Source organism: Mesorhizobium sp. LHD-90 (assembly GCF_030929505.1).
Taxonomy (GTDB): domain Bacteria; phylum Pseudomonadota; class Alphaproteobacteria; order Rhizobiales; family Rhizobiaceae; genus Kumtagia.
The window spans coordinates 343,638-369,485 of the sequence record NZ_JAVFVV010000002.1 but is presented as its reverse complement, the minus strand read 5'-3'; the positions used below and the strand labels follow the sequence as shown (position 1 = coordinate 369,485).

Annotated in this window: 23 protein-coding genes and 3 pseudogenes; 9 read left to right on the top strand and 17 right to left on the bottom strand. The window is 61.9% G+C overall.

Annotated elements, in window-relative coordinates:
• The first annotated feature begins 66 nt into the window (after window positions 1-66).
• The 7 genes from RB623_RS03960 (at window position 67) to RB623_RS03930 (ending at window position 6,088) form a co-directional block, all read left to right on the top strand.
• The gene (locus RB623_RS03960; RefSeq protein ID WP_308055443.1) at window positions 67-426 is read left to right on the top strand and encodes an ethanolamine utilization protein EutQ; all 360 of its coding nucleotides are present in this window, start codon (window positions 67-69) and stop codon (window positions 424-426) included.
• Window positions 427-617: 191 nt separating this feature from the next.
• Window positions 618-1,766, top strand: coding sequence for an ABC transporter substrate-binding protein (locus RB623_RS03955; RefSeq protein ID WP_308055442.1), 1,149 nt, complete (start codon window positions 618-620; stop codon window positions 1,764-1,766).
• Window positions 1,767-1,818: 52 nt separating this feature from the next.
• On the top strand, window positions 1,819-2,673 hold the full coding sequence (locus tag RB623_RS03950; RefSeq protein WP_308055441.1) for a branched-chain amino acid ABC transporter permease: 855 nt from the start codon (window positions 1,819-1,821) through the stop codon (window positions 2,671-2,673).
• Window positions 2,670-3,590 (top strand): branched-chain amino acid ABC transporter permease, encoded by a 921-nt coding sequence (locus RB623_RS03945; protein ID WP_308055440.1) that lies wholly within the window; start codon window positions 2,670-2,672, stop codon window positions 3,588-3,590. Before RB623_RS03950 ends, RB623_RS03945 begins: the two co-directional genes overlap by 4 nt.
• Window positions 3,590-4,342 (top strand): ABC transporter ATP-binding protein, encoded by a 753-nt coding sequence (locus RB623_RS03940; protein ID WP_308055439.1) that lies wholly within the window; start codon window positions 3,590-3,592, stop codon window positions 4,340-4,342. Before RB623_RS03945 ends, RB623_RS03940 begins: the two co-directional genes overlap by 1 nt.
• Window positions 4,329-5,072, top strand: coding sequence for an ABC transporter ATP-binding protein (locus RB623_RS03935; protein WP_308055438.1), 744 nt, complete (start codon window positions 4,329-4,331; stop codon window positions 5,070-5,072). The genes RB623_RS03940 and RB623_RS03935 overlap by 14 nt, the downstream gene beginning before the upstream one ends.
• An 8-nt stretch (window positions 5,073-5,080) precedes the next feature.
• The gene (locus RB623_RS03930) at window positions 5,081-6,088 is read left to right on the top strand and encodes a sulfurtransferase (RefSeq protein ID WP_308055437.1); all 1,008 of its coding nucleotides are present in this window, start codon (window positions 5,081-5,083) and stop codon (window positions 6,086-6,088) included.
• A gap of 61 nt (window positions 6,089-6,149) precedes the next feature.
• On the opposite strand, the gene RB623_RS03925 is transcribed toward RB623_RS03930, so the two are convergent.
• From RB623_RS03925 to RB623_RS03845, 15 genes and pseudogenes are all read right to left on the bottom strand, one after another.
• Window positions 6,150-6,788, bottom strand: a complete 639-nt coding sequence (locus tag RB623_RS03925; protein WP_308055489.1) for a glycine cleavage T C-terminal barrel domain-containing protein — start codon at window positions 6,786-6,788, stop codon at window positions 6,150-6,152.
• 257 nt (window positions 6,789-7,045) lie between these two features.
• The gene (locus RB623_RS03920) at window positions 7,046-8,716 is read right to left on the bottom strand and encodes an ABC transporter ATP-binding protein (protein ID WP_308055436.1); all 1,671 of its coding nucleotides are present in this window, start codon (window positions 8,714-8,716) and stop codon (window positions 7,046-7,048) included.
• A complete protein-coding gene (locus RB623_RS03915) occupies window positions 8,709-9,554 on the bottom strand; it encodes an ABC transporter permease (RefSeq protein WP_308055435.1) in 846 nt (281 codons plus the stop codon). Before RB623_RS03915 ends, RB623_RS03920 begins: the two co-directional genes overlap by 8 nt.
• Window positions 9,551-10,510 (bottom strand): ABC transporter permease, encoded by a 960-nt coding sequence (locus RB623_RS03910; protein ID WP_308055434.1) that lies wholly within the window; start codon window positions 10,508-10,510, stop codon window positions 9,551-9,553. Before RB623_RS03910 ends, RB623_RS03915 begins: the two co-directional genes overlap by 4 nt.
• Window positions 10,511-10,876: 366 nt before the next feature.
• Entirely contained in the window at window positions 10,877-11,701 is an 825-nt protein-coding gene (locus tag RB623_RS03905) for an ABC transporter permease (protein WP_308055433.1), read from the bottom strand.
• Between the two features lie 20 nt (window positions 11,702-11,721).
• On the bottom strand, window positions 11,722-12,513 hold the full coding sequence (locus RB623_RS03900; protein ID WP_308055432.1) for an ABC transporter ATP-binding protein: 792 nt from the start codon (window positions 12,511-12,513) through the stop codon (window positions 11,722-11,724).
• 122 nt (window positions 12,514-12,635) lie between these two features.
• Complete coding sequence (locus RB623_RS03895) at window positions 12,636-13,637, bottom strand: ABC transporter substrate-binding protein (RefSeq protein ID WP_308055431.1); 1,002 nt, start codon at window positions 13,635-13,637, stop codon at window positions 12,636-12,638.
• A 403-nt stretch (window positions 13,638-14,040) separates the two neighbouring features.
• Window positions 14,041-15,803, bottom strand: a pseudogene (locus RB623_RS30320) (acyl-CoA dehydrogenase).
• A 414-nt stretch (window positions 15,804-16,217) separates the two neighbouring features.
• Window positions 16,218-17,030, bottom strand: coding sequence for an SDR family oxidoreductase (locus tag RB623_RS03875; RefSeq protein WP_308055428.1), 813 nt, complete (start codon window positions 17,028-17,030; stop codon window positions 16,218-16,220).
• A 16-nt stretch (window positions 17,031-17,046) separates the two neighbouring features.
• The gene (locus tag RB623_RS03870; RefSeq protein WP_308055427.1) at window positions 17,047-18,027 is read right to left on the bottom strand and encodes a sugar phosphate isomerase/epimerase family protein; all 981 of its coding nucleotides are present in this window, start codon (window positions 18,025-18,027) and stop codon (window positions 17,047-17,049) included.
• 37 nt (window positions 18,028-18,064) lie between these two features.
• Entirely contained in the window at window positions 18,065-18,835 is a 771-nt protein-coding gene (locus tag RB623_RS03865; protein WP_308055426.1) for an SDR family oxidoreductase, read from the bottom strand.
• A gap of 3 nt (window positions 18,836-18,838) precedes the next feature.
• Window positions 18,839-19,936 carry a sn-glycerol-3-phosphate ABC transporter ATP-binding protein UgpC gene (locus RB623_RS03860; protein ID WP_308055425.1) on the bottom strand — a complete coding sequence of 366 codons (1,098 nt, stop codon included), beginning with the start codon at window positions 19,934-19,936 and terminating at the stop codon, window positions 18,839-18,841.
• A 10-nt stretch (window positions 19,937-19,946) separates the two neighbouring features.
• A complete protein-coding gene (locus tag RB623_RS03855; RefSeq protein WP_308055424.1) occupies window positions 19,947-20,849 on the bottom strand; it encodes a carbohydrate ABC transporter permease in 903 nt (300 codons plus the stop codon).
• Window positions 20,842-21,780, bottom strand: coding sequence for a sugar ABC transporter permease (locus RB623_RS03850; RefSeq protein ID WP_308055423.1), 939 nt, complete (start codon window positions 21,778-21,780; stop codon window positions 20,842-20,844). The genes RB623_RS03855 and RB623_RS03850 overlap by 8 nt, the downstream gene beginning before the upstream one ends.
• Window positions 21,781-21,837: 57 nt before the next feature.
• Window positions 21,838-23,103 carry an ABC transporter substrate-binding protein gene (locus RB623_RS03845; RefSeq protein ID WP_308055422.1) on the bottom strand — a complete coding sequence of 422 codons (1,266 nt, stop codon included), beginning with the start codon at window positions 23,101-23,103 and terminating at the stop codon, window positions 21,838-21,840.
• A gap of 136 nt (window positions 23,104-23,239) precedes the next feature.
• Here RB623_RS03845 and RB623_RS03840 point away from each other — a divergent pair, with 136 nt between their 5' ends.
• A complete protein-coding gene (locus RB623_RS03840) occupies window positions 23,240-24,436 on the top strand; it encodes an ROK family transcriptional regulator (protein WP_308055421.1) in 1,197 nt (398 codons plus the stop codon).
• A gap of 405 nt (window positions 24,437-24,841) precedes the next feature.
• Window positions 24,842-24,961: a hypothetical protein gene (locus RB623_RS30315; RefSeq protein WP_374121635.1), complete on the top strand. Its 120-nt coding sequence runs from the start codon at window positions 24,842-24,844 to the stop codon at window positions 24,959-24,961.
• 79 nt (window positions 24,962-25,040) lie between these two features.
• Here the strand turns inward: RB623_RS30315 and RB623_RS03830 are convergent.
• Together RB623_RS03830 and RB623_RS30310 are read right to left on the bottom strand one after the other, a co-directional pair.
• Window positions 25,041-25,244 (bottom strand): annotated as a pseudogene (locus RB623_RS03830) (IS21 family transposase); the annotation flags it as partial.
• Between the two features lie 2 nt (window positions 25,245-25,246).
• Window positions 25,247-25,727 (bottom strand): annotated as a pseudogene (locus tag RB623_RS30310) (adenylate/guanylate cyclase domain-containing protein); the annotation flags it as partial.
• Window positions 25,728-25,848: the final 121 nt, after the last annotated feature.

Sequence of the window (25,848 nt, the reverse complement as noted above, 5' to 3'; positions counted from 1 at the left end):
GCCTCTCAGACGAAAGAGCACTGGGAGCATCACAAACTCCTGGCGACTTCAAACAAGGACACAGACATGCAAGCGAACGAAAAGCACGGCCCCGCGACGATCATCCGCAACGAGGATATTTCGGAAAGGCTCGGGCAGAGTCAGCAGACCATCCGCCTGATCGGGCAGGAAACCAGCACCACGATGGCAGTCGGCGTCGGCACCTTCAAAAGCCTCGGCGAGCCCTACACCGTCAAATACGATGAGGTCGTCTATGTGATCGAGGGCACCTTCCGCTTCCTGATCGATGGCGTCGGGCGCGAGTGCCAGCCGGGCGACGTGGTCTGGCTGCCGGAAGGCACGACGCTTCAGTACGACGGCGACGAGGCGAAGGTCCTGTTCGTCATCGCGCCCGTAGACTGGCGCGAACGACACGGCATCAGTTGAACAAGCGAGTGTGACGAATAGCTTCGGGGCTGCCGGTATCTTGCGATCGCCGGCGGCCCCAACATCCACGCGGCCGTCGGCATGGCCCCGGCAGGCAAAAACAGGGAAACGGCCAGATCACGCTCGACGCTTTACAAAATCATATATATCATTAATGTCATTTGACTGATATGTTTTTGATGGAGGTCAGCGTGAATATCAGGAAGTTGGCGGTTCAGTTGCTGGTCGGTATCAGCCTGACCGGATTGTCCATCGCCGGGACGCTGGCCGAGCCGATCAAGATCGGCGTCATCGCGCCGCTGACGGGCGCCGGCGCGCAATGGGGCATGGCGGCGGCTGAGGGCGTCAAGATCCTGGCGGCGGAGACCAATGCGAATGGCGGCCTGGACATCGGCGGCGAGAAGCATCAGGTCGAAGTCATCGCCTATGACGACAAGTATCAGGCCGCCGACGCCGTCGCCGCCTACAACCGACTTCTGAACATCGACGGCGCGAAATATGTCTTCCTCGTCGCTTCGGCATCCACGCTGGCTCTCAAGCAGAACCTCGAGGGTGACGCCGTACTCGGACTCACCGCCTCGGTGACAGACAAGGCTATCGATGAGGGCAGCAACTTCATGTATCGCATGCTCCGTCCGCCGGTGGATTACATGCCTCCCTTCCTCGACTGGGTTCGCGACAACGTGAAAGAAAGGCGGGTCGCCATCGTCAATCCGAATGACGAAACTGGCTGGAGCCAGGCCCAACTCACCGAGCGACTGTACAAGGAGCGCGGCTTCGAAGTTCTCGGCATCGAATTGTACGAGCGCGCGCAGCAGGATTTCGCGCCCATGGTCACAAAGATCCAGGGCTTGAATGTCGATATCGTCGAACTTGGCAGCACATCGCCGGCGACCGCCGGGCTCATCGTCCGTCAGGCGCGGGATCTCGGCTATCCGGGTCTGTTCATCAAGGTCGGCGGCACCGGCGCGGAAGCCATCGTAGCGGGAGCTGGAAACGAAGCGGCGGAAGGGCTGGTGAATGTCATCTTCGCCGACAGGCAGAATGAAGGCTTCAGGAATCTGGCCACCGAATACGAGAAAGCCGTAGGGCAGCAGCCGAACGAGTACATCGTCAACTTCTACGACGCTGCGAATGTCCTGGTGCAGGCAATCCAGAAGGCGGGCGATGCGGATGATGCGGCCAAGGTTGCCGCCGCGATAAACGACGTGCTGCCGATCAAGTCGGTTCAGGGAGGCGACCTCACATTACGTGGCGCTGGCAACCGCGAGATCATGGCGCCGGTCTATGTCGGCATCATCAAGGGCGGCCAGGTGGCAGTCGTCGCCGAAGTGAAGTAGCCGCCCCACGCGGCTACCAACCACCAGAGGGTGTCCTGCCAAGGGGGATCGCGTGGTTTACCAAATGCTGATGAACGGCGCCCTGGCCGGCCTCATCTATGTGATCATGGCGCTCGGCTTCACGATGATCTTCGGCATCATGCGCATCGTCAATTTCGCGCATGGCGAGTTCTACATGATCGGGGCCTTCGTCGTCCTGCTGCTTTTCGGCAGTCTCGGCCTGCCGTTCTTCGCGGCGGTCCTGGCGGGCGGCGTGGCGGCCGCCGTTCTTGGCATGGTGCTCGAGCGTCTGCTGTTTCGACGGCTCGTGCATGACGAGATGCCGGGCATGATCATGTCCCTGGCGGTCGCGATCATCCTGAAGTCCCTCGGCCTGATAACCTTCGGCCCGGCCGAGCACACCGTGCCACGGCCCTTTACCGGGACATGGCAGGCATTCGGAGCGGTGGCCCCCTGGGACCGCACGGTCGTTGCGATCTGCGCCCTGATCATCCTCGCGATCTTCTATCTGTTCCTGAAGCATTCCCGCCTCGGCCTTGCGATGAAGGCTGTCGCGCAGGACCCGGAGACCGCCAGCCTGATGGGCGTCAAGTCGGGGCAGATCTATCGCGCCGCCTTCGGCGTGGCCTGCCTGCTCGCCGGACTGGCCGGCGCACTCATGGCGCCGATCTACAATGTCGGGCCTTATATGGGCGAAATGCCAATGCTGAAAGCCTTCGTCGTGGTCATTCTCGGCGGTCTGGGAAGCATCCTCGGGGCCGTGGTCGGCGGCCTTCTGCTGGGCCTCAGCGAGGCGTTCCTGTCCACCCTCCTCAGTCCGCTCGCGGCGCTCATTGCTTCCTTCGCGATGGTGCTGATCGTCGTCATCGTAAGGCCCAACGGCCTGCTGGGACGGACCGCGCGGTGAGGAAAACCTACCTTGCCTATCTGATCGTAGCCGCGCTCGCGACACTGCCCTGGGTCGTCGGCGGCCGCTACGTGTTCCACGTGGCTACCATGATCACCATCATGATCCCACTCGCCCTCAGCCTGAACCTGATGCTCAAGGTAGGCCAGTTGTCCCTCGCCCAGGCCGCGTTCATGGGCATCGGCGCGTATGGCGCGGTCCTGCTGACCATGCGGCTCGACTTTCCGCCAATGCTGTCCGTCTTCGCCGGAGGCCTTCTCGCCGCCGCCACGGCGGCCATATGCGGCCCGGTGTTCCTGCGCATCAAGGGCGTCTACTTCGCGCTTCTGACATTCGCCTTCGGCCAGATCGTGAATCTCGTCTTCCAGGAATGGACGTCCCTATTCGGCGGAAACAGCGGCATCTACGGCATTCCCAAACTGTCCGTCTTCGGCATGCGCTTCTCGACGACGCAGCATTATTACCTGTTCGGCCTCGTCTTCTGCGCCGTCTGCTACGTTGCCCTGCGCCTGCTTGAGCGCTCGGAGATCGGACGAATCTTCCAGGCGCTCAAGGAGGACGAGACGTTGAGCCGGTCGCTTGGCTCAAATGCCCTTGCGTGGCGCGTCGCCGCCTTCGTGGGCAGCGCATTGATCGCAGGCATCGCCGGCGGGATCTACGGATTCTATATAGGCTTCCTTTCGCCGGACGCCTTCACCTTCTGGCTGTCGGTCGATCTCATCGTCATGAACGTTGTCGGAGGCGCGACTTCGGTGCTTGGACCCGTGCTGGGCGCGATCTTCATCGTCCCGCTACCCGAATTCCTGCGCGAGGCCCGCGCTTTCCAGCTCCTGATCTACGGCGTCGTCCTGATTATATTTCTCGTCCTGATCAAGGACGGCCTCGTCACATTGTTCGAGCGCAGGAAGCCGGGCTGATGAAGAATCTTCTCGATGTAAGAGGCCTGAGCAAGCGTTTCGGCGGACTTACGGCCGTTTCGGATATCAGCTTCTCGATGAAGCGCGGCGAGATCTTCGGGATCATCGGCCCCAACGGCGCCGGCAAGACTACGCTCTTCAACGTCATCGCGGGCCAACACAAAGCGAGCGCGGGTGGCGTGACGTTCGACGAGCGGGACATCTCCGGCTATTCGAGCGACGCCATCGCGCGTCTGGGCATCGGCCGCACCTTCCAGGCCGTGACCGTGTTTAAGTCGGAAACGGTCGCCGAGAACCTCCGACGCGCGAACGTGCTGCGGAGGCGGCACAATCCCCTTGCGGTTCGGTCCGCGGCGGCGAGCGAGGATCGATTCCGCGCGGTCGCCAGCTTCATCGGGCTGGGCGACCATCTCGACGGCGTAGCCGGGGACCTTGCATACGGGCTGCAGAAGTTGCTCGGTGTCGGCATGGCCATGCTGATCGAGCCCAAGCTGCTTCTGATGGATGAGCCCGCGGCCGGCCTCAATCCGTCGGAAAAGAGGGAGGCAGGCACGCTGATCCGCCGCTTGCGCGACGAACTCGGCATCAGCATCCTCCTCATAGAACACGACATGCCGCTCGTCATGGACGTCTGCGACCGCATCCTCGTCATGAGCCAGGGAGCCAAGGTCGCGCTGGATACCCCATCTGAGATCAAGCGGGACAGCAGGGTCATCGACGCCTATCTCGGAGATGATTATGACTTTGCTTGAGGTCAGCAATCTTTCCGTCCACTGTGGCGGCATGCAAGCGCTGCGCGGCATTTCGCTTGCGGTGCCGGTCGATTCGGTCCTCGCGGTGATCGGGGCGAACGGCGCCGGCAAGTCGACCTTGCTCAGGGCGATTGTAGGACTGGTCCGCCACAGCGACGGCGCCATCCGCATGGACGGAGAGGACGTCTCGTCGCTGACAATCCAGGAACGGCTCGCCAGGGGCATCGTACTTTGCCCGGAAGGAAGACGGCTGTTTCCCGACCTTACCGTCTACGAGAACATTTGCATGGGCGCCTATCGCATACGCGATCGCGCGCTGTTTCGGCAGCAGCTCGAAGTCATCTACGGAATCTTCCCGAGGGTGGCCGAACGGAGCAGGCAGGTCGCATCGAGCCTCTCTGGCGGCGAGCAGCAGATGGTCGCCATCGCACGGGCGCTCGTCAGCCGACCACGCATCCTGATGCTCGACGAGCCGACGCTCGGACTGGCGCCGAAGATGGTTCTGGAAGTGGCCAAGTTGGTCACGACCATCAAGCAGCAGGGAACGACGATCATCATCGTCGAGCAGAACTCCAAGCTCGCCCTCAGGATCTCCGACTACGCCTGCGTGCTGAAGACCGGCTCCCTCGCTCTTGAAGGCCCGAGCGCGGATTTCCTTGAGAATGACAAGGTGCGGGAAGCCTATCTGGGCGGAAGCAATTCTGAGCCGCCCGGCGGCCTTGTCACCTGACTATCGAAATGGAGCCGCTCAAGGCGCGCGATTCCTATCTCGCGCACTGCCTGTCGCATCCGCTCACAAAGAACATGCCGCCCATAGGCGCAGCAGACAACAAAATTCCAAGCTTTGAGGCCTTCAGCATGACGTCTTTTCCCTTCCTAGTTGAACCGGGAGAACTCGCCCACTGCCTTGGGAAGACCGGATTGATCATCCTGGATTGCAGCGTCGACATGAAGTCGAACCCGAACGGCCGCGCGCTTGTCGAGAGCGACTACGGTCACTGGCGCGAGGCTCACATTCCCGGCTCGCACTACCGCTACCTCATGGAGGATTTCTCTTCGCCGCGCCGCGCCATTGGCTACGGACTGCCTGAGCCCGATCAGATTGCCGCCGTGCTGTCCGGCCTTGGCTGGCGCGAAGGTTCTGTGATCGTCCTGTACGGTCGGCTGTCGCGCTGGGGCAACCAGTCAGCAGTCGCGAGGATATACTGGGTTCTGCGGGCGTGCGGCGTCTCCAACGTGATGATCTTGAACGGCGGTTGGGAAGCCTGGATTGAGGCGGGCCTGCCAGTGACCAGCACAATCACGCTCACGCCCCACCCCACCGAAGTGACGTTGCATGCGGTAAAGGACGCGATCGCTTCGCTGGACGAAGTCCGCGCGGCGTTGGAGAAACCAGACATCCAGCTTGTCAACGCTTTGCAGCGGAACCAGTTTGAGGGGACCGGCGGTAGCTACTACGGTCGGCCCGGGCGAATTCCCGGCAGCCTGTCACTTCCTTTCGCTGAACTCATCGACCCGCAATCGAATCGCTATCTCGACCCGGACAAGTTGGAGCAACTCGTCACGGCAGCGGGCATCGAGCCGCAGAAACGCACGATCATTTATTGTGGTGCCGGTCTCGCGGCCAGCATGGCCTATTTCGTCCTCGAGAATCTCGACCACCGTCGCATCAGCGTGTATGACGGCTCGCTCCTCGAATGGTCGTCATATCCTGATCTGCCTCTGATCACGGACGCGACAGGTTAGCGAGCAGCTGCCGACTTTGCAACTCTCAGGCCTCTTTCAGCAGCTGCAATGGACTCCTCGGTCAGCCCTTCAGCTTGAGGTTCTGCGGATCATAGATCGCCTCGGCGCAGACGGTCGCCGAGCGCATCTCGCCGAGCATCTTGATCTGGAGTTCCGTACCCGGCGCGGCATGGGCGTCGTCGACCAGGCCGAATGCGATCGACTGGCCCACCCGGAAGCCGAACCCGCCGCTGGTGACCGCGCCGATCAGCTTGCCATTGGCGTAGACCGGCTCGTCGCCCCATGCGTCGTTGTCGGAATTCTGGACCGCGAGATAGACGAGGCGAAGGCTGTTGGGGTCCTGCCGCTCTGCGTCGACCGCGGCCCGGCCGCGATACTGCTTCCGCGTGCTGGCGAAGAACGGCAGGCCCGCCTGATCCAGCGAGTAGCGTTCGGTCAGTTCGGTGCCGAAACCGCGGTAGGCCTTTTCGAGGCGCAGCGAATTGAGTGCCCGGACGCCGATGTTGCGCAGGCCGTTGCCCGCGCCTGCGGCATGGATCGCGTCATACAGTTCGGCAAGACGGTCCATCGCCACATGCAGCTCCCAGCCGAGCTCGCCGGCATAGGAGACACGCAGCGCTAGGAGCGGGATGCCCGCGACGGTGATTTCCTGGGCGCTGAGCCACGGGAACGCTTCGGAATCCAGCGACGTCGACGTCAGTCCCTGAAGCCCGCCCGCTGGATTGGACCGGGGGTCAGATCAAACCCGCAAACCACGCTGTCCGTCCCCATGGACCTGCTCACATTCCTCGATGCTTGGACGCGAGCGTAACTACGCTTATCAGACAAGGCAATATGAACTAATCCATTTATATGAATATTTCTAAAGCGTGGCCGGGAGCGGCGCTTTCGGATATCTCGTATCGACGGAGCCGCGAAGGCATTGCCGCATCCAACAGTAGTCTGGGTTGGACACGGCTACGATGCGCTTTGAGCGGCAGATCCTCTCGAACTGGCCCGCTCCAGCCAGCCGATTTCCATCTCGGGCACCGAGGAAAGAAGCAGGTCGGTATAGGCGTCGAAGGGGCGCGCCAGCACGCTGCTTTTCGGGCCATAGCGCACAACTTCGCCGCGATACATCACTGCGATGGAATCGGCGATCGCCTTGACCGTGTGGAGGTCGTGGGTGATGAACAGATAAGCTACGTCCTCGATCTTCTGCAGACGAAGCAGCAGCTTCAGGATGCCGTTGGCCACCACCGGATCGAGCGCGCTCGTTACCTCGTCGCAGATGATGAGCTTGGGTTTGGCCGCAAGTGCGCGGGCGATGCATATGCGTTGTTTCTGACCACCCGAGAGTTCGGCCGGGTAGCGGTTCATGAAGCCCCTGCCCATCTCGATCTCGTCGAGTAGTTCGGCGACGCGGGCATCGCGCTCCCTTCCGCGCATGCCGAAGTAGAACTCGAGCGGCCGGCCGATGATGGTGCCGACGGTCTGGCGCGGATTCATCGCCACGTCGGCCATCTGGTAGATCATCTGCAATTGCCGCAAGTCATCCTTGGTGCGCTCGGCGAGGCTGGACGCCAGCGTCCGGCCGTCAAAGGTGATGCTGCCTGAGAGCGGAGGCATCAGGCCGGTGATGACCCTCGCAAGCGTCGACTTTCCAGAACCGGATTCGCCGACGATGGCGAGTGTCTGGCCCGGACACACCTGCACCGATACATTCTGAACTACTTTTACATGCGCACGACCATAGGCTGCCGTGACGTCGTTGACGGACAGCAGCGATGCGGCGCCGGGTTGATTCTCCACGTGCTCGAGTGAACGCACCGAGACCAGAGCCTTGGTGTAGTCCATGCGCGGCGCCTCGATTATCTGCCGCGTCTTCCCGTACTCGACCATCTTTCCGTGGCGCAGCACCATGATCTCGTCCGAGACCTGGGACACGACGGCCAGATCGTGGGTAATGTAGAGCGCAGCGACGCCAGTGTCGCGGATCGCATCCTTGATGGCGGCAAGCACGCCGATCTGTGTCGTCACGTCGAGGGCGGTGGTGGGCTCGTCGAAAACGATCAGGTCGGGCTCCGGGCACAGCGCCATCGCTGTCATGACGCGCTGCAACTGGCCGCCGGATACCTGGTGCGTATAGCGCTGACCGATGTTTTCAGGATCCGGCAGGCCGAGCTTCCTGAACAGCGCCACCGCGCGCTTCTCCGCCTCGGCCCTTGTCGCGATGCCGTGGTGCAATGCCGCTTCGACGACCTGGTCCATGAGGCGCTGAGCCGGGTTGAACGCCGCTGCGGCCGACTGGGCGACATAGCAGATCTCGCTGCCGCGCACCTTGCGCAACTCGTGGACGCCGCCTTTGAGGATGTCGCGACCGTTGAGGAAGACCTCTCCGCCCGTGATCCTCATGCTGCCGCGACCATAGCCCATGGAGGCGAGACCCATGGTGGACTTGCCGGCGCCGGATTCGCCGATCAGTCCGAGGACTCGGCCCTTTTCCAGCGTGAGAGAGACGTCGTCCACGATAACGACGTTCTGCGGATCGTCGCCGGGCGGATGGACGGTCGCCTCGATGCGCAGATTGCGCATGTCGAGCAGCAGGCTGCTTTCGGGGTCACGCCACGTCCCTGCCGGCTTAAGCATCACCTCGCCCTCCCGTTAGTGACGTGGTTCGGTTGAGTATCCAGTCCGCCACGAGATTGACCGAGATCGAAAGCGCAGCGATGGCCCCGGCCGGGATCAGTGCCGCCGCCACGCCGAAGACGATCCCGTCCTTGTTCTCCTTGACCATGCCACCCCAGTCCGCGTCCGGCGGCTGCACGCCGAGCCCGAGGAATGAAAGCGCGGAGAGGAAGAGCACCGCGTTGATGAACCGCAGGCCGAGTTCCGAAACCAGCGGCGAAAGCGCGTTGGGAAGGATCTCGCGGAAGATGATCCAGCCGCTGCCTTCACCCCGCAGCTTGGCCGCCTCGACGAAGTCCATGACGTTGATGTCGGTCGCCACCGCGCGCGCAAGGCGATAGACGCGGGTGGAGTCCAGGATGCCCATGACCAGGACCAGCGTTATGAGGTTGGAAGGCAGGACCGACAGCACGACAAGGCCGAAGATAAGGGTCGGAACGGCCATGAGCAGATCGACAAAACGCGACAGGATGCTCTCAAACCAACCGCCGACAACAGCAGCGAGGAAACCGAGAATGGACCCTAGAGTGAAGGAAAGCGCGGTCGCCATCGCTGCGATTAGGATCGTGGTCTGGCCGCCGTAGAGCATGCGAGAGAGGAGATCGCGGCCAAGATTGTCGGTCCCCAGCCAATGTTCGGGCGACGCCGGTTCCCAGACATCTCCGACGATCTCGCCGAGCCCGTAGGGCGCGATCCATTGCGCGAAGATCGCAATGAACAGAAAAGCCGCACAGGCGATCAGCCCGATCAACGCGCCGATCGGGATGCGGGCGCCATAGCGGAGCACGAGTGCTGTCATTTCGGGTGCCTCAGGCGCGGATTCACGAGGATTGCGGCAATGTCGGCGATCATGTTCAGGCCGATATAGACGGCGGCGAAGATCAGCCCCACCGCCTGCACGACGGGCACGTCGCGTTTCGAGACGTGGTCGACGAGATACTGCCCCATGCCCGGATAGACGAAGATCACCTCCACCACGACCACACCGACGATCAGGAAGGCGAGGTTCAGCATCACGACATTGATGATCGGCGCGACGGCGTTCGGAAAGGCGTGGCGCCGGATGATCTGGAGCGGTTTGAGGCCCTTCAGCTCGGCGGTTTCGATGTAGGCCGATTGCATGACGTTGAGGATTGCCGCGCGCGTCATGCGCATCATATGGGCCAGCACCACGAGCGTTAGCGCCGAGGCCGGCAGGGCGATCGCCTTCATGCGTTCCAGGAAAGGCATCCCGTCGTAGACGGTCGAGAGGCTCGGAAACCATTGCAGCTTCACCGCGAACAGAAATACCAGCAGATAGCCGATGAAGAACTCCGGGAGCGACGTGGAGGCGAGCGCCAGGCCCGAAATCGTCTTGTCGACGGGGCCATTGCGGTAGCGCACCGCGAGCAGGCCAAGGATGATTGCCAGCGGCACGGCCACGACGGCCGCCCAGAAAGCCAGGAAGAGCGTGTTCCAGAGCCGGGGGCCGAGCGAGGACGCGATGTCTTGCCGGCTCGAAAGCGCGGTGCCCAGATCGCCGGTCAGGACCCCGCCCAGCCAGTGAAAATAGCGCACGATCGCTGGGTCGTTGAGACCAAGTTCCTCACGCAGATTGGCGAGCGCCTGCGGCGTCGCTGACTGACCCAGGATCGATGCCGCCACATCGCCCGGAAGGATTTGCGTGCCGGCGAAGATCAGCACCGATACCGCAAACAGGAGAAGGATGCCGAACGCAATACGCTGGGCAACGAGGTTGGCAAGGGACGTTCCCACTTACGTTTGCTCCTATTTCGCCTATCAGTCCTTCTCAACGGCGACCCCGAACCGCGGCTGCGATGAGCGATCGAGCTCGCCGGGTCGAGCAGGCGCCAAGTGTTGATCAGAACTTCGCAGAGAGGTTGATAACCCGCGGTCGCTCCAAGTCGCTGCCGGGGTCAATTCCTCTTGCCCACGGCCGTCCCATTCAATGAACCTATCTTATTTAAATGATTTATGTCAATTCTGATGATGGAAGGGACGTATGGCGCGATGCCGTGACTGAGCCCCCCTTCAAAACCAGATCGGGCGATGCTGCGGAGTGCGGAGCAGGATGAACGTGCGGAGGCTCCGAGGGACCGCAGCGGATAGCACGCCCGGCAGTCAATGGCCTGGCTCCGTCGCGATGGCCCCGTCCCCTGCCTGCCATCGCAAGGTGCGGTTCTCGATGAGCTTGAGAAGGCTGAGCAGACACAGGCTGATCAAGAGCAAGACAAAGAGGCCTGCGAAGACGCCAGCGGTGTTGACGAAAGCCGTCGCCTCCTTGATCCGATACCCGACGCCGGCGTCGGATGCCACAAACTCACCTACGATCGCACCTATCAGAGCATCGGGCAGCGCGATACGCAGGCCCGTCAACATCCACACAGCGGAATAGGGAATGGCTATCTTGGTCCAGATGTCCCAGCGATTGGCCCCAAGAAGCCAGGCATTCTGCACGAGCTCTCGGTCGACACTGCGCACGCCGCGGTAGGTGGTGAAGAAGACGATGAAAAAGACGAGCATCGCCGCAAACATCACCTTGTTGGTCACGCCGATGCCGAGCCACAGCACGAACAGCGGCGCCAATGCGATCTTCGGAATGGAATATAGCGCAACGATATAGGGTTCGAGTATGTCTCCGAGCCGTTGTGTCCAGCCGAGGACGAAGCCCGTGAAGCCGCCTGCGATACAGCCAACGATGAAGCCGAGGCTCGCCTCGGTCATGGTCACCCGCAGGTCGACCCAAAGGTGACCGGATCGTTCCCACCGGACGAGTTCCGTTGCTACCGCGGTAGGACTGCTGATCCAAAAGTCGAGATCGAAGCTGCGTGAGGCGGCTTCCCAGAATGCAAGCCCGACGATCCCGACGAGCACTTGAAGAAACGTGTTCGAGCCCACGAAAAATCGCCAGCCGTGCCGCGCCGGCTGTCGGTTGTCGATAGCCATGTCCAGCCTCCCTAAATGTCCTAGTGAACGTCGAGAGCGGCCCACAGCGTCTTGAAGTATGCGCCGAAAGCAGGGCTCGCCTGAATATCGATTATGTCCCGAGGGCGGGGCAGGTCGATGTCGACGACAAGTTTCGGAATTCCTGGCCGCTTCGACATGACGACCACCCGGTCAGCCAGCGTGATCGCCTCCTGCAGGTCATGCGTGACGAAGACGAAGGTCGCCCCGGTCTCCTGCCAGATCTTGAGCAGTTCTTCATGCATGCGCGTGCGCAATTGCGCGTCGAGGCTGCCGAAAGGCTCGTCCATGAGATAAACGCTCGGCCGGTATGCCAGAGTGCGCGCTATGGCGACGCGCTGCTGCATCCCGCCCGACAGCTGCTTGGGGTACGCCTTCTCGAATCCAAGCAGCCCGACCATGGCGAGCGCATCGCGAACTTGTTCGCGCGCATCTGCGGGAGGGACGTTGCGAAACTCGAGGGGAAGGCGGACGTTGCCCTCCACCGTGCGCCACGGTAGGCAATAGTTCTTCTGGGTCACGTAGCCAACGTCGTGGTTGATACCCGCGACCCCATTGCCCTTGTAGGCGACTGCACCGCTGCTGGGCACCAGCGTGCCGGCAACGAGGTTCAGCAAGGTCGATTTCCCGCATCCGCTGGGACCTACGATCGCCAGGAACTCGCCATGGCGGACGTCGAGGCTGGTCGGCCCCATCGCATGAAAGTCGCCAAACTTGACCACGACCTCGTCGAAACTGATTGCCAGCTGCCGGCAGATGACAGCCGCGGCGGTAGCGCTTCGGATCTGTTCCATGTACTGTTCCACTGCGCACGGGTCTGCATATTCGGACGCGCAAGCCGCACGTCAGGCACAACGATCTCCCTATCGAGGGCCCCGTTTTTCAACGAGGCCGTCGATGGACGCGTGCCAACAATCTACGGGTGAAGCATCTGGCGAGCGTCTATACCCTCCAGGCTCGAAAGCACTCCGGTGCGCAGTGCGAATTCGAGGTCGGCCTGGACATCCTCGACCGTGAGCCTGTTGGCAGCCCAAGGACCGGATTCCGAACCGAAGAGCAGTTTCAGTTCCTCCGCCGACAAGGCGGGATAAAGCTTGCCCAGCGCCGCGATCACATCGTCGGGGCGGTTTGTCATGGCGGCGATCATCTCGTCCACGACGGCGATCAATGATCCGGTAATTTCCGGCTTGCCGTCAGCGGTGGCACGCATCATCTGCAAGCTGATCGAACTGCGCGGCGAGAATTCCGGAGGCAGCTCTCGTTTGGGACCGCTGATCCAGACGACAGCCGTTCCCGACAAGACTTGCGCGCCCCAGTTCGGGGCGCTGGCCACGTAGCCCTGAACAGCGCCGCTCTGCAGGGCAGCCGGCATGGCACTTTGACTCATAAACACGAAATTGGGAGCAGCCCCCTGCCCGGCCGCAGCCGACTTGAAGGCGAACGTATAGTCGGAGGTCGGGCTGGGCGCAGCGAGCGTCAGCCCCGAAAGCGCTTTCAGGCGCTGCTGGAGCGGAGCGTCAGGAGCGACCCCGCTCGCGTCTGCAACTGCCCTGTCGAGTACCAGCGTCGCGCCGAAACCGCCATATGTGTTCGCAAGGATGACGACATCTTGGCCACGCGAACGGGCGACTGCGTTCTCGGTTCCGCCCAGCATCGCTGCATCGACCGACCCGGAAACCAGTGCCGACAGTGTCACGGCGCCGCCATCCATCACCGTAAACTTCGGCTTCAGGCCGTGTTTCTCGAACATGCCCATCACATCGGCGAGCCGGATCGATCCGCCGACGACGCTGGTCGATGGAAGCGCTATCGACACATCAGTCAAAGTCTGCGCCCGCACATTGGCAACAGGAAGCAACAGCAGGCTAAGTACAGTGCATAGAATGCGAATGCTCATCTCCGGCTTGAAGTCTCTCAAGGCTCTCTCCATTATGCTTCCCAGGCGGTACCAGACTTCTGCTCGACATCCCCGGCTTCACACGTCCGTCGTGATTGCGACCGAGGCGCAGCGGTCCCCAGTCCGGAAGAGGAACTTCTTGAACCTCCTCCGGCGACGGTCCTCACCCGAAGTTTCCAGAGATATTGTCGACCGCAGTGTCCGAACCGGCTCGATCATCTTGGTGGCGAGCCGGAGCAATGTCAATAAACCATTTAGTTCATATATCACATTGCGATGGTGCCGGGTATCGAGACTCTTCGCTGTCGCGTTTTGCAGTGGAGCTCTATGGACGAACCGTCGGGATCGCGTCCATTTCAGCCGTCGCATCTGGCAGTCGCGGCAACGATCGCCATGGCTAGATGAACAAGCCGGGCCGCTTCCCTCAGAGGAGATCCCCCTCGATTGCCATCAATGTTGCCGGACCATTGGTGATGGAAAGCTCCAGCGCCAGGGTCTGTGGCAACACCCGTTCGACAAAAAAGGCGGCAGCGGCGCGCTTGCGGCGGCGGAGCGGAGCGTCGCTGTTGGCTGCCTTCAAAGCCATCCGCGCCCACATCCAGCTACACGCGACGAGTGCGAACAGGCGCAGATAGTCGGTCGCCGCAGCGCCGGCCGCCGCGAGATCGGCACGGGTAGCGAGAAGATAGGACGTCGTCCGCTCGAGCCGTCCGAGCGCCTGTTCGGTTGCCCTGGCGATCTGCTCGGCTTCGGGCACTTGCGCCGCAATTTCAAGGTCCTGCTTGATTATCGAGAAGAAGCGACCGGCCGCGGCTCCGCCATCCGCCAACAGCTTGCGGCCAACGAGATCCATTGCCTGCACACCGTTGGTGCCCTCGTAAATCTGCGTGATGCGCGCATCGCGGACAAACTGCTCCATCCCCCATTCGCGGATATAGCCGTGGCCACCAAACACCTGCTGCGAAGCCACTGCCGTTTCAAAGCCGAAATCCGTGAAAGCCGCCTTGATTACAGGCGTCAGCAGCGCAACGAGAGCGTCCGCTTCCTTGCGCACAGCAGGGTCCGGATGACGGGCAGCGACGTCCATCTGCATGGCCGTCCATACCGCCAACGCGCGCGACGCATCCGCCAGGCTGCGTCCGGTCAGCAGCATCCTGCGCACGTCGGCATGCTCTATGATGGGAACAGGCCAACGGCTCCCATCAGCCGAACGCCCCTGCCTACGCTCATGTGCATAGTTTGCGGCCTTCTGATTGGCTATCTCGGCGATACCCAGCCCCTGCACACCAACGAACAGGCGCTCCGCCTTCATCATTGTCAACATGGCATCGAGGCCGCGACCCGGTTCACCGACCAGCCCGCCGATCCCACCGTCGTAATTCATGACGCAGGTCGGCTGAGCATGTATGCCCATCTTGTGTTCCAGAGACCCGACCGAGATCCCGTTTCGTGCTCCGGGCGTGCCGTCTTCCTCGACGAGAAACTTTGGCGTCAGGAACAGGCTGATACCCTTTACTCCCTTCGGGGCATCGGGCAAACGAGCTAGCACCAGGTGGACGACGTTCCCCCCAAAGTCGTGGTCGCCCGACGAGATGAAAATCTTCGTTCCATGGATACGATAGGAGCCGTCGCCGACAGGCCCGGCCCGCGCTGTCAGGAGACCTGAGGTCGGTGCCGGCCGACGATTCTGTCAGGGCCATCGCGCCAGTCCATTCGCCGGCGATCATCTTCGGCAGGTATTTCTGCCTGAGCTCCGCGCTTGCGTGATTCGAGAGCGCTTCCACGGCGCCACGCGTAAGCCCCGGGAAGAGGCCAAACGACAGGTTGGCGGAGGACAGCATCTCATCGAACAGGATCTGGATGACGCGAGGCAGGCCCTGCCCGCCATACTCCGGGTCTGCCGAAAAGGGCCGACCAGCCCGCGTCTACAAAGGCCCTGTATGCTTCAGGCATCCCCTTCGGTGTGAAGACCTGGCCGTCCGTGAGCCGACAGCCTTCCTCGTCACCGGACCTGTTCAACGGTTCGAGCACGCCCGTACAGAATCTACCGCCCTCTTCCAGGATAGATACCGCAAGCTTGGCATCGACGTCCTGGCAGCCGGGAAGCGACCGCATTAGGCGGTCAAAATCAAAGACCTCCGCAAGCAGGAAAGCGATATCATCGATCGGAGGCGAATATGAAGCCATCTCTTCTTCCATCTATCGGACAATCGTTTGCTTGATCCGGAGCCATCACGCTCGCCGTTGCGCCGGGACGAATATTGAATGTCCTGTTCACCAGGGCGTATCGCCCTTCGGGTTCACGGCATCCGTCGACGAAGCGGTACCGATCCAGCGGCCACGTGAGCCCTCCGGACCGACGTGTAGGCCCTGTGTGCAATCTCAAGCTGCCCCGATCGCAGCTGACTTGTGCATGTCTTGTTCCGAAACAGGCCCCCGTTGCTGGGAGGACCTGGTTAGGCGTGCGCGGAACTCAAGCCCGGACATTGGCTTCTCGCGTGTATCACGCGACTCGAGGACAATGTAGGGGCGATGCACGGTTTCGGCATAACTCAGCGCTCAATGGTGAGGCGTCCTCCAACAGGCTATGACAGTTGCGCTTCAACCTGGGAAGATGGTGAAGCCGCCGTCGACTCGGATGACCTGGCCGTTAATGAAGCGTGCACGCGGACCAGCGAGGAAGGCCACCGCTTCCGCGATCTCTTCCGCCTCCGCGTAGCGGTTCAAAGATTTCTGGCTCGAATCCATCCGTGCCGGATCGACCACCCGGCTCGCCTGGAACCGCGCGGTCTTGGTCGCGCCGGGGCTGATCGCATTGACACGCACGCCGTCGTCAATCAGTTCCTTGGCGAGGCAGCGCGTATAGTGGACGACCGCGGCTTTCAGCGTCGAATAAACGACTTCCGGCGAGCAGCCGATATGCGCCGCCGCCGAGGCGATGTTGATCACCGAACCGGAGCCGCGCTTGACCATCGGCGGTACAAATGCCTGGCAGACCAGCATTGTGCCGATGAGGTTGTTCTCGGTCAGTGTCCTGATGTCTTCGTAGGCGATGTCGAGCGCGTTGTTGGGATTTGGCTTTACCCCCTTTGCACCGATGTCGCCGCCTGCGCAGTTGACCAGGACGTGCACATCGCCGAGGTCCGCCTCGATCTTCCTCTTCATTTCGGCGATGGCGTCCCTGTCGCCGATGTTGCCGGTGACCGCAGTCACGCGCGTGCCATGCTTTTCCAAACCCTTGGCGGATTCGCCGAGGTCGGCGAATTCGCCATATTGGGAGGGCCTCGTCCAATCCAGATCGTGTATCGCGACGTTTGCTCCGAGTTCGGCCAGGCGCTCGGCCATCACGCGGCCGAGACCGCGTCCAGAGCCGGTCACGAAGGCGGTGAGGCCGCTAAGTTCTCGGGCGGTCATGTTTGTTTCTCCGTTGTCATAGATCGAACTTCTTCATGTTGGCGGCGCTGCGGCGGATCATATCGAGCTCATAAGAAACGAGCGCGCCGTCCTCCTCGCGCTCCCACGGCGTCCGGTAATCGGCGTCGTCGGCAAGGCGGTTCACATGCGCGGCGCTAAGGCAGGCCACCAACTCACGCGCGGTCTTCTCAGGGTATCCGTTCCACCACTCATCGGTGAGAAGGCGAACGTGGCGGGCCTCCAGCGCGCCGGGTTCAAGCACCGCGGTTAACGTGTCGTGGTGCTCGGCGAGGATGGCCGCCAGTTTGGCAAAAGGCACGGCGCCGTCTCCGATCGCACAGCGGACGAGACGATATCCCTCATCGGTGAATTGCACGCGGTAGTCCTTCAGGTGGACGTGGCGAACGTGGGGCGCGATCCTTCGCGTGAAGGCAAGCGGCGCCTCGCCGACGGGGAACGTGTTGCCCGTATCGAAGGTGATGCCGACAGCTGGCCCCCCAAGCTCGCAGAACGCGACCAACTCGTCGCTGCCAAAATCCTGATGGTTCTCGATGGCTAGCACCCGTCCTTCCGCCGCCGCCCGCGGTCCCCATTCTCTCAGGGCAGCGCGGATCGTCGCGTCGAATTCGGTCCACTTCTCGCCCCACGCGTTGCGATCGCCGCACAGGACGGGGGTCAGCGCGGTACGGATCGTCGTCGCTTCCAGCAGGCGCGCTGCGCGGAAGGCTTTGTCCAGGGGACCGGCGACGAGAAGGCCGCCGCTCACCACCGGCACGATGCCGAGCCCGGCCAGTCGCTTGCGCAGGTTGACGACCTCGGCGTCGGGCAGGTCGGTGAGCCAAGGCTCGTAAATTTCGAGCGTTCGTGCACCAAGTTCCTCGGCGAGCGCGATGAAGCCCTGGAGACCCGCCCCATTAGGGTTGTGGCGCGGTGTTCCGCGACCCTGCAGGCCGAGATGATAAGTCAGCCCATAAGGATTGAGGCCGAGGCGAAACATCAACTTGGCTCCAGTGGGGAATGAGGGAATGATCGCATCAGCGCAGACCCGCATCGACGGTGATGGATTGCTTGGTGATCATGCGGCTGTCGTCCGCCGCCAGGAAAAGTGCTGCCCGCGCGATCTCCTCGCCCAGCAGGACGCGGCGGATCAGCTGTCGCTGCACCGTCTGGTCGATTGCGTCCTGCGTCTTGAACCACAGCTCGCGCTGCCGCTCCGTGATGACGGCGCCAGGCTCGATCGCATTGACGCGGATGTTGTCAGGACCGAACGATCGCGCAAGCGCGCGGGTCAAGGCGACGACAGCTCCCTTGGCCGTCGCATAGGTCACCATCTGATCGGCCCCGAAGCGCCAGGAGATCGACGAGAAGTTTATGATCGAGCCGAAGCCGAGTTCCTTCATATGCGGATGCACTGCCTGCGCAGCGAAGAAATGATGGCGGAGATTGACGTCGAAGCTGTTGTCCCAATAGTCGGCAGTCACCTCGCCGATACTGTGCCGCTGATCGTTGGCGGCGTTGTTGACGAGGACGGCGACCGGACCAAGCCGCGCACGCACATCTTCTATCGAGGCCTGCAGCGCATCGATATCGGTCACGTCGCAGCGAAGATAGAGCGGTGCGTGCCTGGCCTCGCTCAGCTCCGCCACCAGCGCCCGCGCGGGCGCATCCTGCACATCGAGAAGACCGACACGAGCGCCGCTCGAGGCGAAGGCTCGGACCATGTCGGCACCGATGCCGGAGGCGCCGCCAGAGATCAGCACGACGCGGTCGGTCAAGCTCGGGTAAGTCGCGAATTGTGGGGACATCAGTCAGAGAAGCGCCTTGGTTGTCGGGTCGAACAGACAGGCGCGCGACATATCGATGCCGAGCGTCACCATTTCGCCCATCGTGGGAGCGGTGTCCGGTTCGAACCGGCCGGTGATTTCCAGGTCGCCGAGTCTCAGCACCGCAAGCGTCTCGGCACCCGTCGGCTCGACCAGCTCGACCGGCGCCTCCAGGGAGGCGACCGCGGGTTTCCGCGACTTCAGGTCCGTCGTGAAGCGATAGATGTGTTCCGGCCGGACCCCGAGTATCAGGTTATCAGGTGCGCCGGCAGCCACCGGCGTGGGAAGCGCCAGGGTGGCGTCGCTGCCATTGGCGGTGCGCACCGAGATATTGGCCGGGCCGGCGAGGCGGGCGGGAATGAAATTCATCGCCGGCGATCCCATGAAGCCGGCCACGAACATGTTGGCCGGCCGCTCATAGATGGACTTCGGCGTGTCAAACTGCTGGACCGAACCTTGGTTCATCACCGCGATCCGGGATGCGAGCGTCATCGCCTCCACCTGGTCGTGGGTGACGTAGACAGTCGTCTTGCCGACGCGATGGTGGAGCTTCTTGATTTCGGTGCGCATGTCGACACGCAGCTTGGCGTCGAGGTTGGACAGCGGCTCGTCGAACAGGAACAGTTTTGGATCGCGCACCAGCGCCCGCCCCATCGCAACCCGCTGCCGTTGGCCGCCTGAAAGCTGGCCCGGCTTGCGTTTGAGCAGCTGCTCGATCTGCAGGAGCGCGGCAACCCGCTTCACGGCTTCGGCTTGATCGGCTCTCGGCACGCCTCGGCTTTCCATACCGAAGGTGATGTTCTCGCGCACCGTCATCGTGGGATAGAGCGCATAGGACTGGAAAACCATCGCGATGTCGCGGTCCTTGGGCTGCACCGAGTTGACGAGCCGGTCGCCGATCCAGATCTCGCCCGAAGTGATGGTCTCCAAGCCGGCAATCATGGCGAGCAAGGTGGACTTGCCACAGCCTGAAGGGCCGACTAGAGCAACGAACTCCCCGGTCTGTGCCTCGAGATTGATGCCGGTCAGGACTTCTACAGCCCCGTAGCGTTTGTGAAGGTTGCGGATCGTCAGCGCAGACATTAAGGGCGTCTCATTTGATGGCGCCCTGGGTCAGGCCGCGTACGAAGTATTTTCCGCCGAACAGGTAGATCAGCAACGGCGGCAACGCGCCGATCAACACTGCTGCGCTCATAACGTCGTAAGCGCGGGCGGTCGTACCGCCGGCAGTGAGAGCGACCAACGCAGCCGTGATCGGCTGCTCCTGCCCCGATGTGAAGACGACGCCGAACAGATATTCGTTCCAAATGCCGGTGAACTGCCAGATGACGGTGACGATCAGAATCGGCGGTGACAGCGGCAGGATGATCTTGCGGAAAATGCGCCAGAAGCCGGCGCCGTCGATGCGCGCCGCCTTGATGAGGTCGTCGGGGATGCTCACGTAGAAATTGCGGCAGAACAGCGTTGTGAACGAGATGCCCTGGATGACGTGAATCAGCACGAGGCCGTACGTCGAATTGGTGAGGCCGAGCTTACCAAGCAGGAACGCCCACGGCATGAGCGAGATCTGGCCGGGCATGAAAACGCCGAGCAGCATCAGATTGAAGAGCACTTCGGAGCCCTTGAAGCGCCATTTGGAGAGGATGTAGCCGTTTATTGCTCCGAGAACGGTCGAGATGATGGTGGCGGGGACCGTCATCCATAGCGAGTTGAAGAAATTGCGCCGCATTCCCTCGCAAGTTCCGCTGATGCAGTAGGAGCCCCAGGCATCGGCCCATGCATCAAGGCGGAAGCTGCGCGGCAAGGAGATGAGGCCGTTCTGCGCGATCTCGGGCTGCTCCCGCAAAGAGTTGAAGATCACGACCAGCAGCGGCACGAGGTAGATGACCGCGAAAAACGTCAGCACTGCATAGACAAGAAAGCGGCTCCAGAAATACCGTCGCCGAGCAGCAGCAGCTTCGGGATCATACCTGTCGTTGAGGGCGATGCTAGCCATCGCGCCCCTCCGCCTGCCTGCGCCAGACGATCCACAGCGAATAGGGCACCAGCACCACGGCAAGCGCGGCGAGCATCATCATCGCCGCTGCCGCACCCTCGCCGATTTGCCCGCGCTGGAACATCAGATCGTACACATAGATGGCCGGGAAAGTCGTCGACACACCTGGCCCGCCCCGCGTCAGCGCCGCCACCAGGTCGAAGGTCTTGATGGCGAACTGGATCTGGATGACGGCTACCGCCAGGAATATGGGGGCGATCGTCGGCAGGATGACTTTGCGATAAGTGCGAAACGTCGAAGCGCCGTCGATCTGCGCGGCCTTGACGAGGTCTGGATCGACTGACCGCAGCCCGGCCAGGAAAAGGGCCATTGCGAAGCCGGACGACTGCCAAATGCCGGTAATGATGACGGCATAGATCGCGGTGTTACGGTTGGCGGTCAGGGCAAAGCTGAAATCGCTCCAGCCGAGCCCCCTCACGAAAGCCTGGATGCCGTCGACAGGGTTGTAAAGCCAACTCCACACCGTACCGGTGACGATGAAGGACACCGCCAGCGGATAGAGGAAGATCGTGCGCCAGATCGCCTCGCCGCGGACGCGCTGGTCGATCAGGATGGCGAGCAGCAGTCCGACCGCCATCGATCCCAGAATATAGAAAGCACTGAATAGGAAGAGGTTCGTGTAGGCGATGTTCCATCGCCGGTTCGCCCAGAGCGACACATAATTGTCCACGCCGACAAACCCGTAGGTCGGCAAAAGCGATGAATTGGAAAGCGAGAGGTAGAGCGTCCAGAGTGTAAAGACAAAGACGTAGATGAAACTCGCCACCAGCGACGGTGCCAACAGCAGAACAGGCGCCATCGTGGTCAGTCGCTCTCGCCATGGCGGAGCTGCTGAAGCCGCAACCGGCACGGTCAGGTCAGGCGTGGACATCGGGCAGCTCCGGCGAAGTCTGGCCGGGCGTTTCCGCCCGGCCTTTCATCGGCAGCGTTACATCTGCGCTTCGGCGGCATCGGCCATCGCACTGGCCGCATCCTGCGCCGACATGCCGGGCGTCGCCACGAATTCAGTGACGGTATCCATGATGGCGCCGCGCACCTTCTGCGGGATCGTCATGTTGTGCGCCATCGAGCGGACGAGCGTACCCGCGGTGATCGAAGCCTGCAGATCCTTCTGCGAGAGTTGCTGGCATGGGTTGAATCCAGTCGACAGATCGACGTCCAGCCGGGACGGGATAGAGCCCTTGGTCTGGTTGAAGGCTGTCTGGAACTCGGGCGACAGAATCAGAGAGGCGAGCAGCTTCTGCCCCTCGACGTAGTCCGGATCGGTCTGCTTGAAGAACACAACCGAATCGGAGTTCAGGATGAAGCCCGCCTTGCCCCAGTCGGTCGGGGCTTGAGCGCAGACATAGTCCGTGCCTTCCTTGAAGCCGCCGGCGGTCAAGAGGCCGAGCGTCCAGTCACCCATGATGTGGAATGCGGCCTCGCCGCGGCCGACCAGATGCGACATGGTATCCCAATCGCGCCCGTTCATGCCGGGGTCCATGTACTTTGTGGTCATGGTGCGCATCTGCTCGAAGGCCTTGACCATGCCGTCGCTGCGCATCGCCTTGACGTCGCCCTCGACGAAGGCCTTCTTGAACAGATCGAGATCCATGCCGTAGACGACCACTTCGAAGACGGTCGAGTCCGTCCAGTCCGCGGTCGAATGCGAGATGCAGATCTTGCCCGCCGCCACAATCTTGTCGCAGGCGGCGTTGAAGTCCGCCCAGGTTTTCGGCACCTCGGCCACGCCTGCTTCCTGCAAGACCTTCGGCGATGCCCACAGCCAGTTGATGCGGTGGATATTCATCGGCGCAGCCACCCAGTTGCCTGTAGGCTTCATCACAGGCAGCAATTCAGGGGCGACAACTTTCTCCCAGTTTTCTGCTGCGGCCAACTCGTCGAGATTGGCGGTCATGCCGGTCTCGTTCCATTCGGCGATCTCGGGGCCTTTGAGCTGCACCGCAGGAGGCGCATTGCCGGCAATCACGTCGGCACGCAATTTTGCGAGCGTGTTGGCCGTGTGACCCGCGATGGAGGTCTGCTGCCACGTGCCTCCCTTCGCCGTGAACATCTCACCTAGCTTGGCGATCGCCTGGGCGTCGGATCCGGTCGCCCATTGATGCAGCAGGTTAGTTTTGGGCTCGGCGAGGGCTGCCCCAGAAACCAGGGTGCAGGCAGTAGCGGCCGCGAGGACCGTCATGGTGTATTTCATCGTTTCTCTCCCATTATGAATTCTACGGTTCGTATTGACCGCTTGTGGCTTTAATACCGCCAGCGAGATACTGTAGTCTCGAGTTCTTTCCAGAATGTCATATTCAAGCTATGAGTCAACGACCTTGTGATCGTTCATGACCAAACCCTTGCTTAAGAGCCTGCTCAACGATCGACTGTCCGCATCACCGGAGAGCCTCATCGTCCGATGCCTGAGTGAGCGTGGCGTGCTCTCCGCGTCGCAGATCACCCGTGTCACCGGGTTGGCGCGATCGACGGTCTCCACCGCACTTGCTGGCTTGAGAAAGTCAGGAATGGTCGTCGAAACCTTGGCGAGCGGCGACCGTGCAAGAGGCATCGGCAGGCCGGCCGCGACGCTCACGCTCAATCCGGCCGCAGGCACATGCGTCGGAATCCACCTGAGCCTCGACGAGATGCGTTTCGTCGTCGCTGACGTCTCGCATTCTGTCATCGCCGAACAAACTATACCCATGGGGCTGGACTATCAGCCGCGGCAGGCGGGGCAGGTGGCCAAGTCAGTGATCACGCGATGCTATGAGGAAAACGGGTTGCCGATGGCCGGGCTGCTGGGGGTTGGCGTTTCAGTCTCGGGCCCGGTCAGCCGCGAAGGAGTCGTGCTGCGCGCGAGCATTGTTCCGACCTGGGCCGGCGTCAACATTCGAGATGTTTTTGGAGCGGCTCTCGAGCAGCCGATTTTTGCCGACAATGAAAGCAACTGCGCCGCCATCGCGGAATTGATGTGGGGCGCAGCCGTCGGCCACGATGATTTCGTACTCTTCAAGATAGACCTGGGGGTAGGCGGTGCCGTTGTTCAACAAGGGAGACTCGTGACGGGCATCGCCGGCGGCGCCGGAGAGTTCGGGCATATCAGCATTGACCCCGGTGGCGATCTTTGCCGGTGCGGCAATCGCGGATGCCTGGAACTTTATGCGAGTTTTGTACGGCCGCTCGAGCAGATTTCGCGCATCGTTCGGCGGCCGGTCACGATGGATGACGTGATCGAGATGGCCGAGCGGGGAGATGTCAGGGCCTTGCGGATGATCGAGGACACGGCCGAGGTGGCCGGCCGCGGTCTGGGCGTGATCGGCTCGGTGCTCAATCCGCCGCTCATCATCATCGGCGGCCGCATGGCCTTGGCTGGCGACATTCTGCTGGCGCCGCTGGTCGCATCCTATGAGCGCCACACGCTGATCAAATCGCGCGACATCGCGCCGGCCCTGCGCACGCGGATAACCGTGGGCAAGCATACCGAAAACGACGCTTTGCTCGGCGCGGTAGGCCTCGTGCTGCGACACAACAGCCGATTGCAATGATGTGGCTCTGTCCCCGCCGGTTCCGAATCTTGCTCTCCCACGCGAATGCGCTGACTACGCAATGCCAAAACGACCAGACATGAATTTCAACGTTTCGCGGCAAAACGTCAGGTTTCGCGATGACGATGCCCCGAAACTGCCAGTCCGTTACCGACCCTAAGTCGGCGTCGGCAACGCGTCGCCCTGATCAGCGCCGGGTGTTCGACGGCGAAACGGCCGACCCTGATCAACAAGCCGCACGCGACGCTGATTGCGCTTTTGGCTGCCGCCACTGCAGAGGCACAGGCGATCGCTACCAAAGAGGCCCAGAAGGTCGGCATTGCCGCCGCGCGGGCGACAAGTTCAACGGCATATCGAGGGCGCAAGCTAAGTTATGATCGGAAGACGTTTGAGACCGTGGCTTTCATGTTCAGTCAGGGCGCTGGGGCGTCGGCCGTTGCCGCGGAAACGGGATTATCGCGACAGGCGGTCCTGCGGATCAGCGATCAGCAACACTGGCTGCAGAAGCGCTCGGCAGGAACCTAGCCGACACATATCGTCATTATTACGGTGATCGGCACGCGGAATTTGCGACGCTGCCAGATGCCGGTGCGCGAGGCTTTTGGTCGAACGCATCGGTGAGGACGACATTGAACTGGGCGAAGTCGACCTGTGCCTGCTCGCCAGGCGGGGTCTCGAAGCGGACCTCGTAGCCGCGCTCCGCCGCAGATGGACGGACGTCGCGCAGGAAGTCGGTGACGGCCGTGTAGCCGCCGCGATAGCCGAGTTCCTTCAGTTCCCGGAAGAGCCGGCTGCCGGTGAGGCCGGGACGGCCCGCAGGGCCCTTTCGGCGTCCTCCTCGTGAGCGTGCGGATAGCCGAAATATGCAAGCACGCCGTCGCCCATGTACTTGGCGACGAATCCTCCGAACTTGGCGACTTCCTCGGTCACGGCGGCTTGATAGCCGCCGATCACTTGACGCAGATCCTCCGGATCGAGCTCTGCCGAGAGCGTCGTTGATCCGACCAGATCGCAAAACATCACTGTCAATTGACGACGCTCGGCCACATCGACATCACTTGTCCAGTTCGGAATTCTCGGGCGGACCGCTTCCATCAGTTGAAGAGGGTCTGTCCGTGAGTGCGGCAATCGCTGCAAGCAGCTTGCGGCGATGACCGACGAGGCTGACGCCGAGTTCCTTGAGATCGTCGGCAGTCAACTCGCGCGAGGTGTCGGCATCGACTGCGTTCTCCTCGAAGGCAGCGGCGTATTGGCCAAGCCCCAAGTCACGCAGCCAGCTGTCAACGTCCATGAATCTCCCCCGATCGGAGTCGTCGCGGGCAAGTTGCTTTAGTCTACCTCAAAATGCGGCGGAGCGAGCGGCAAAATCAGGATACTGTACCTTCGATCGCATCCTCGGGTCCTCAGCAACG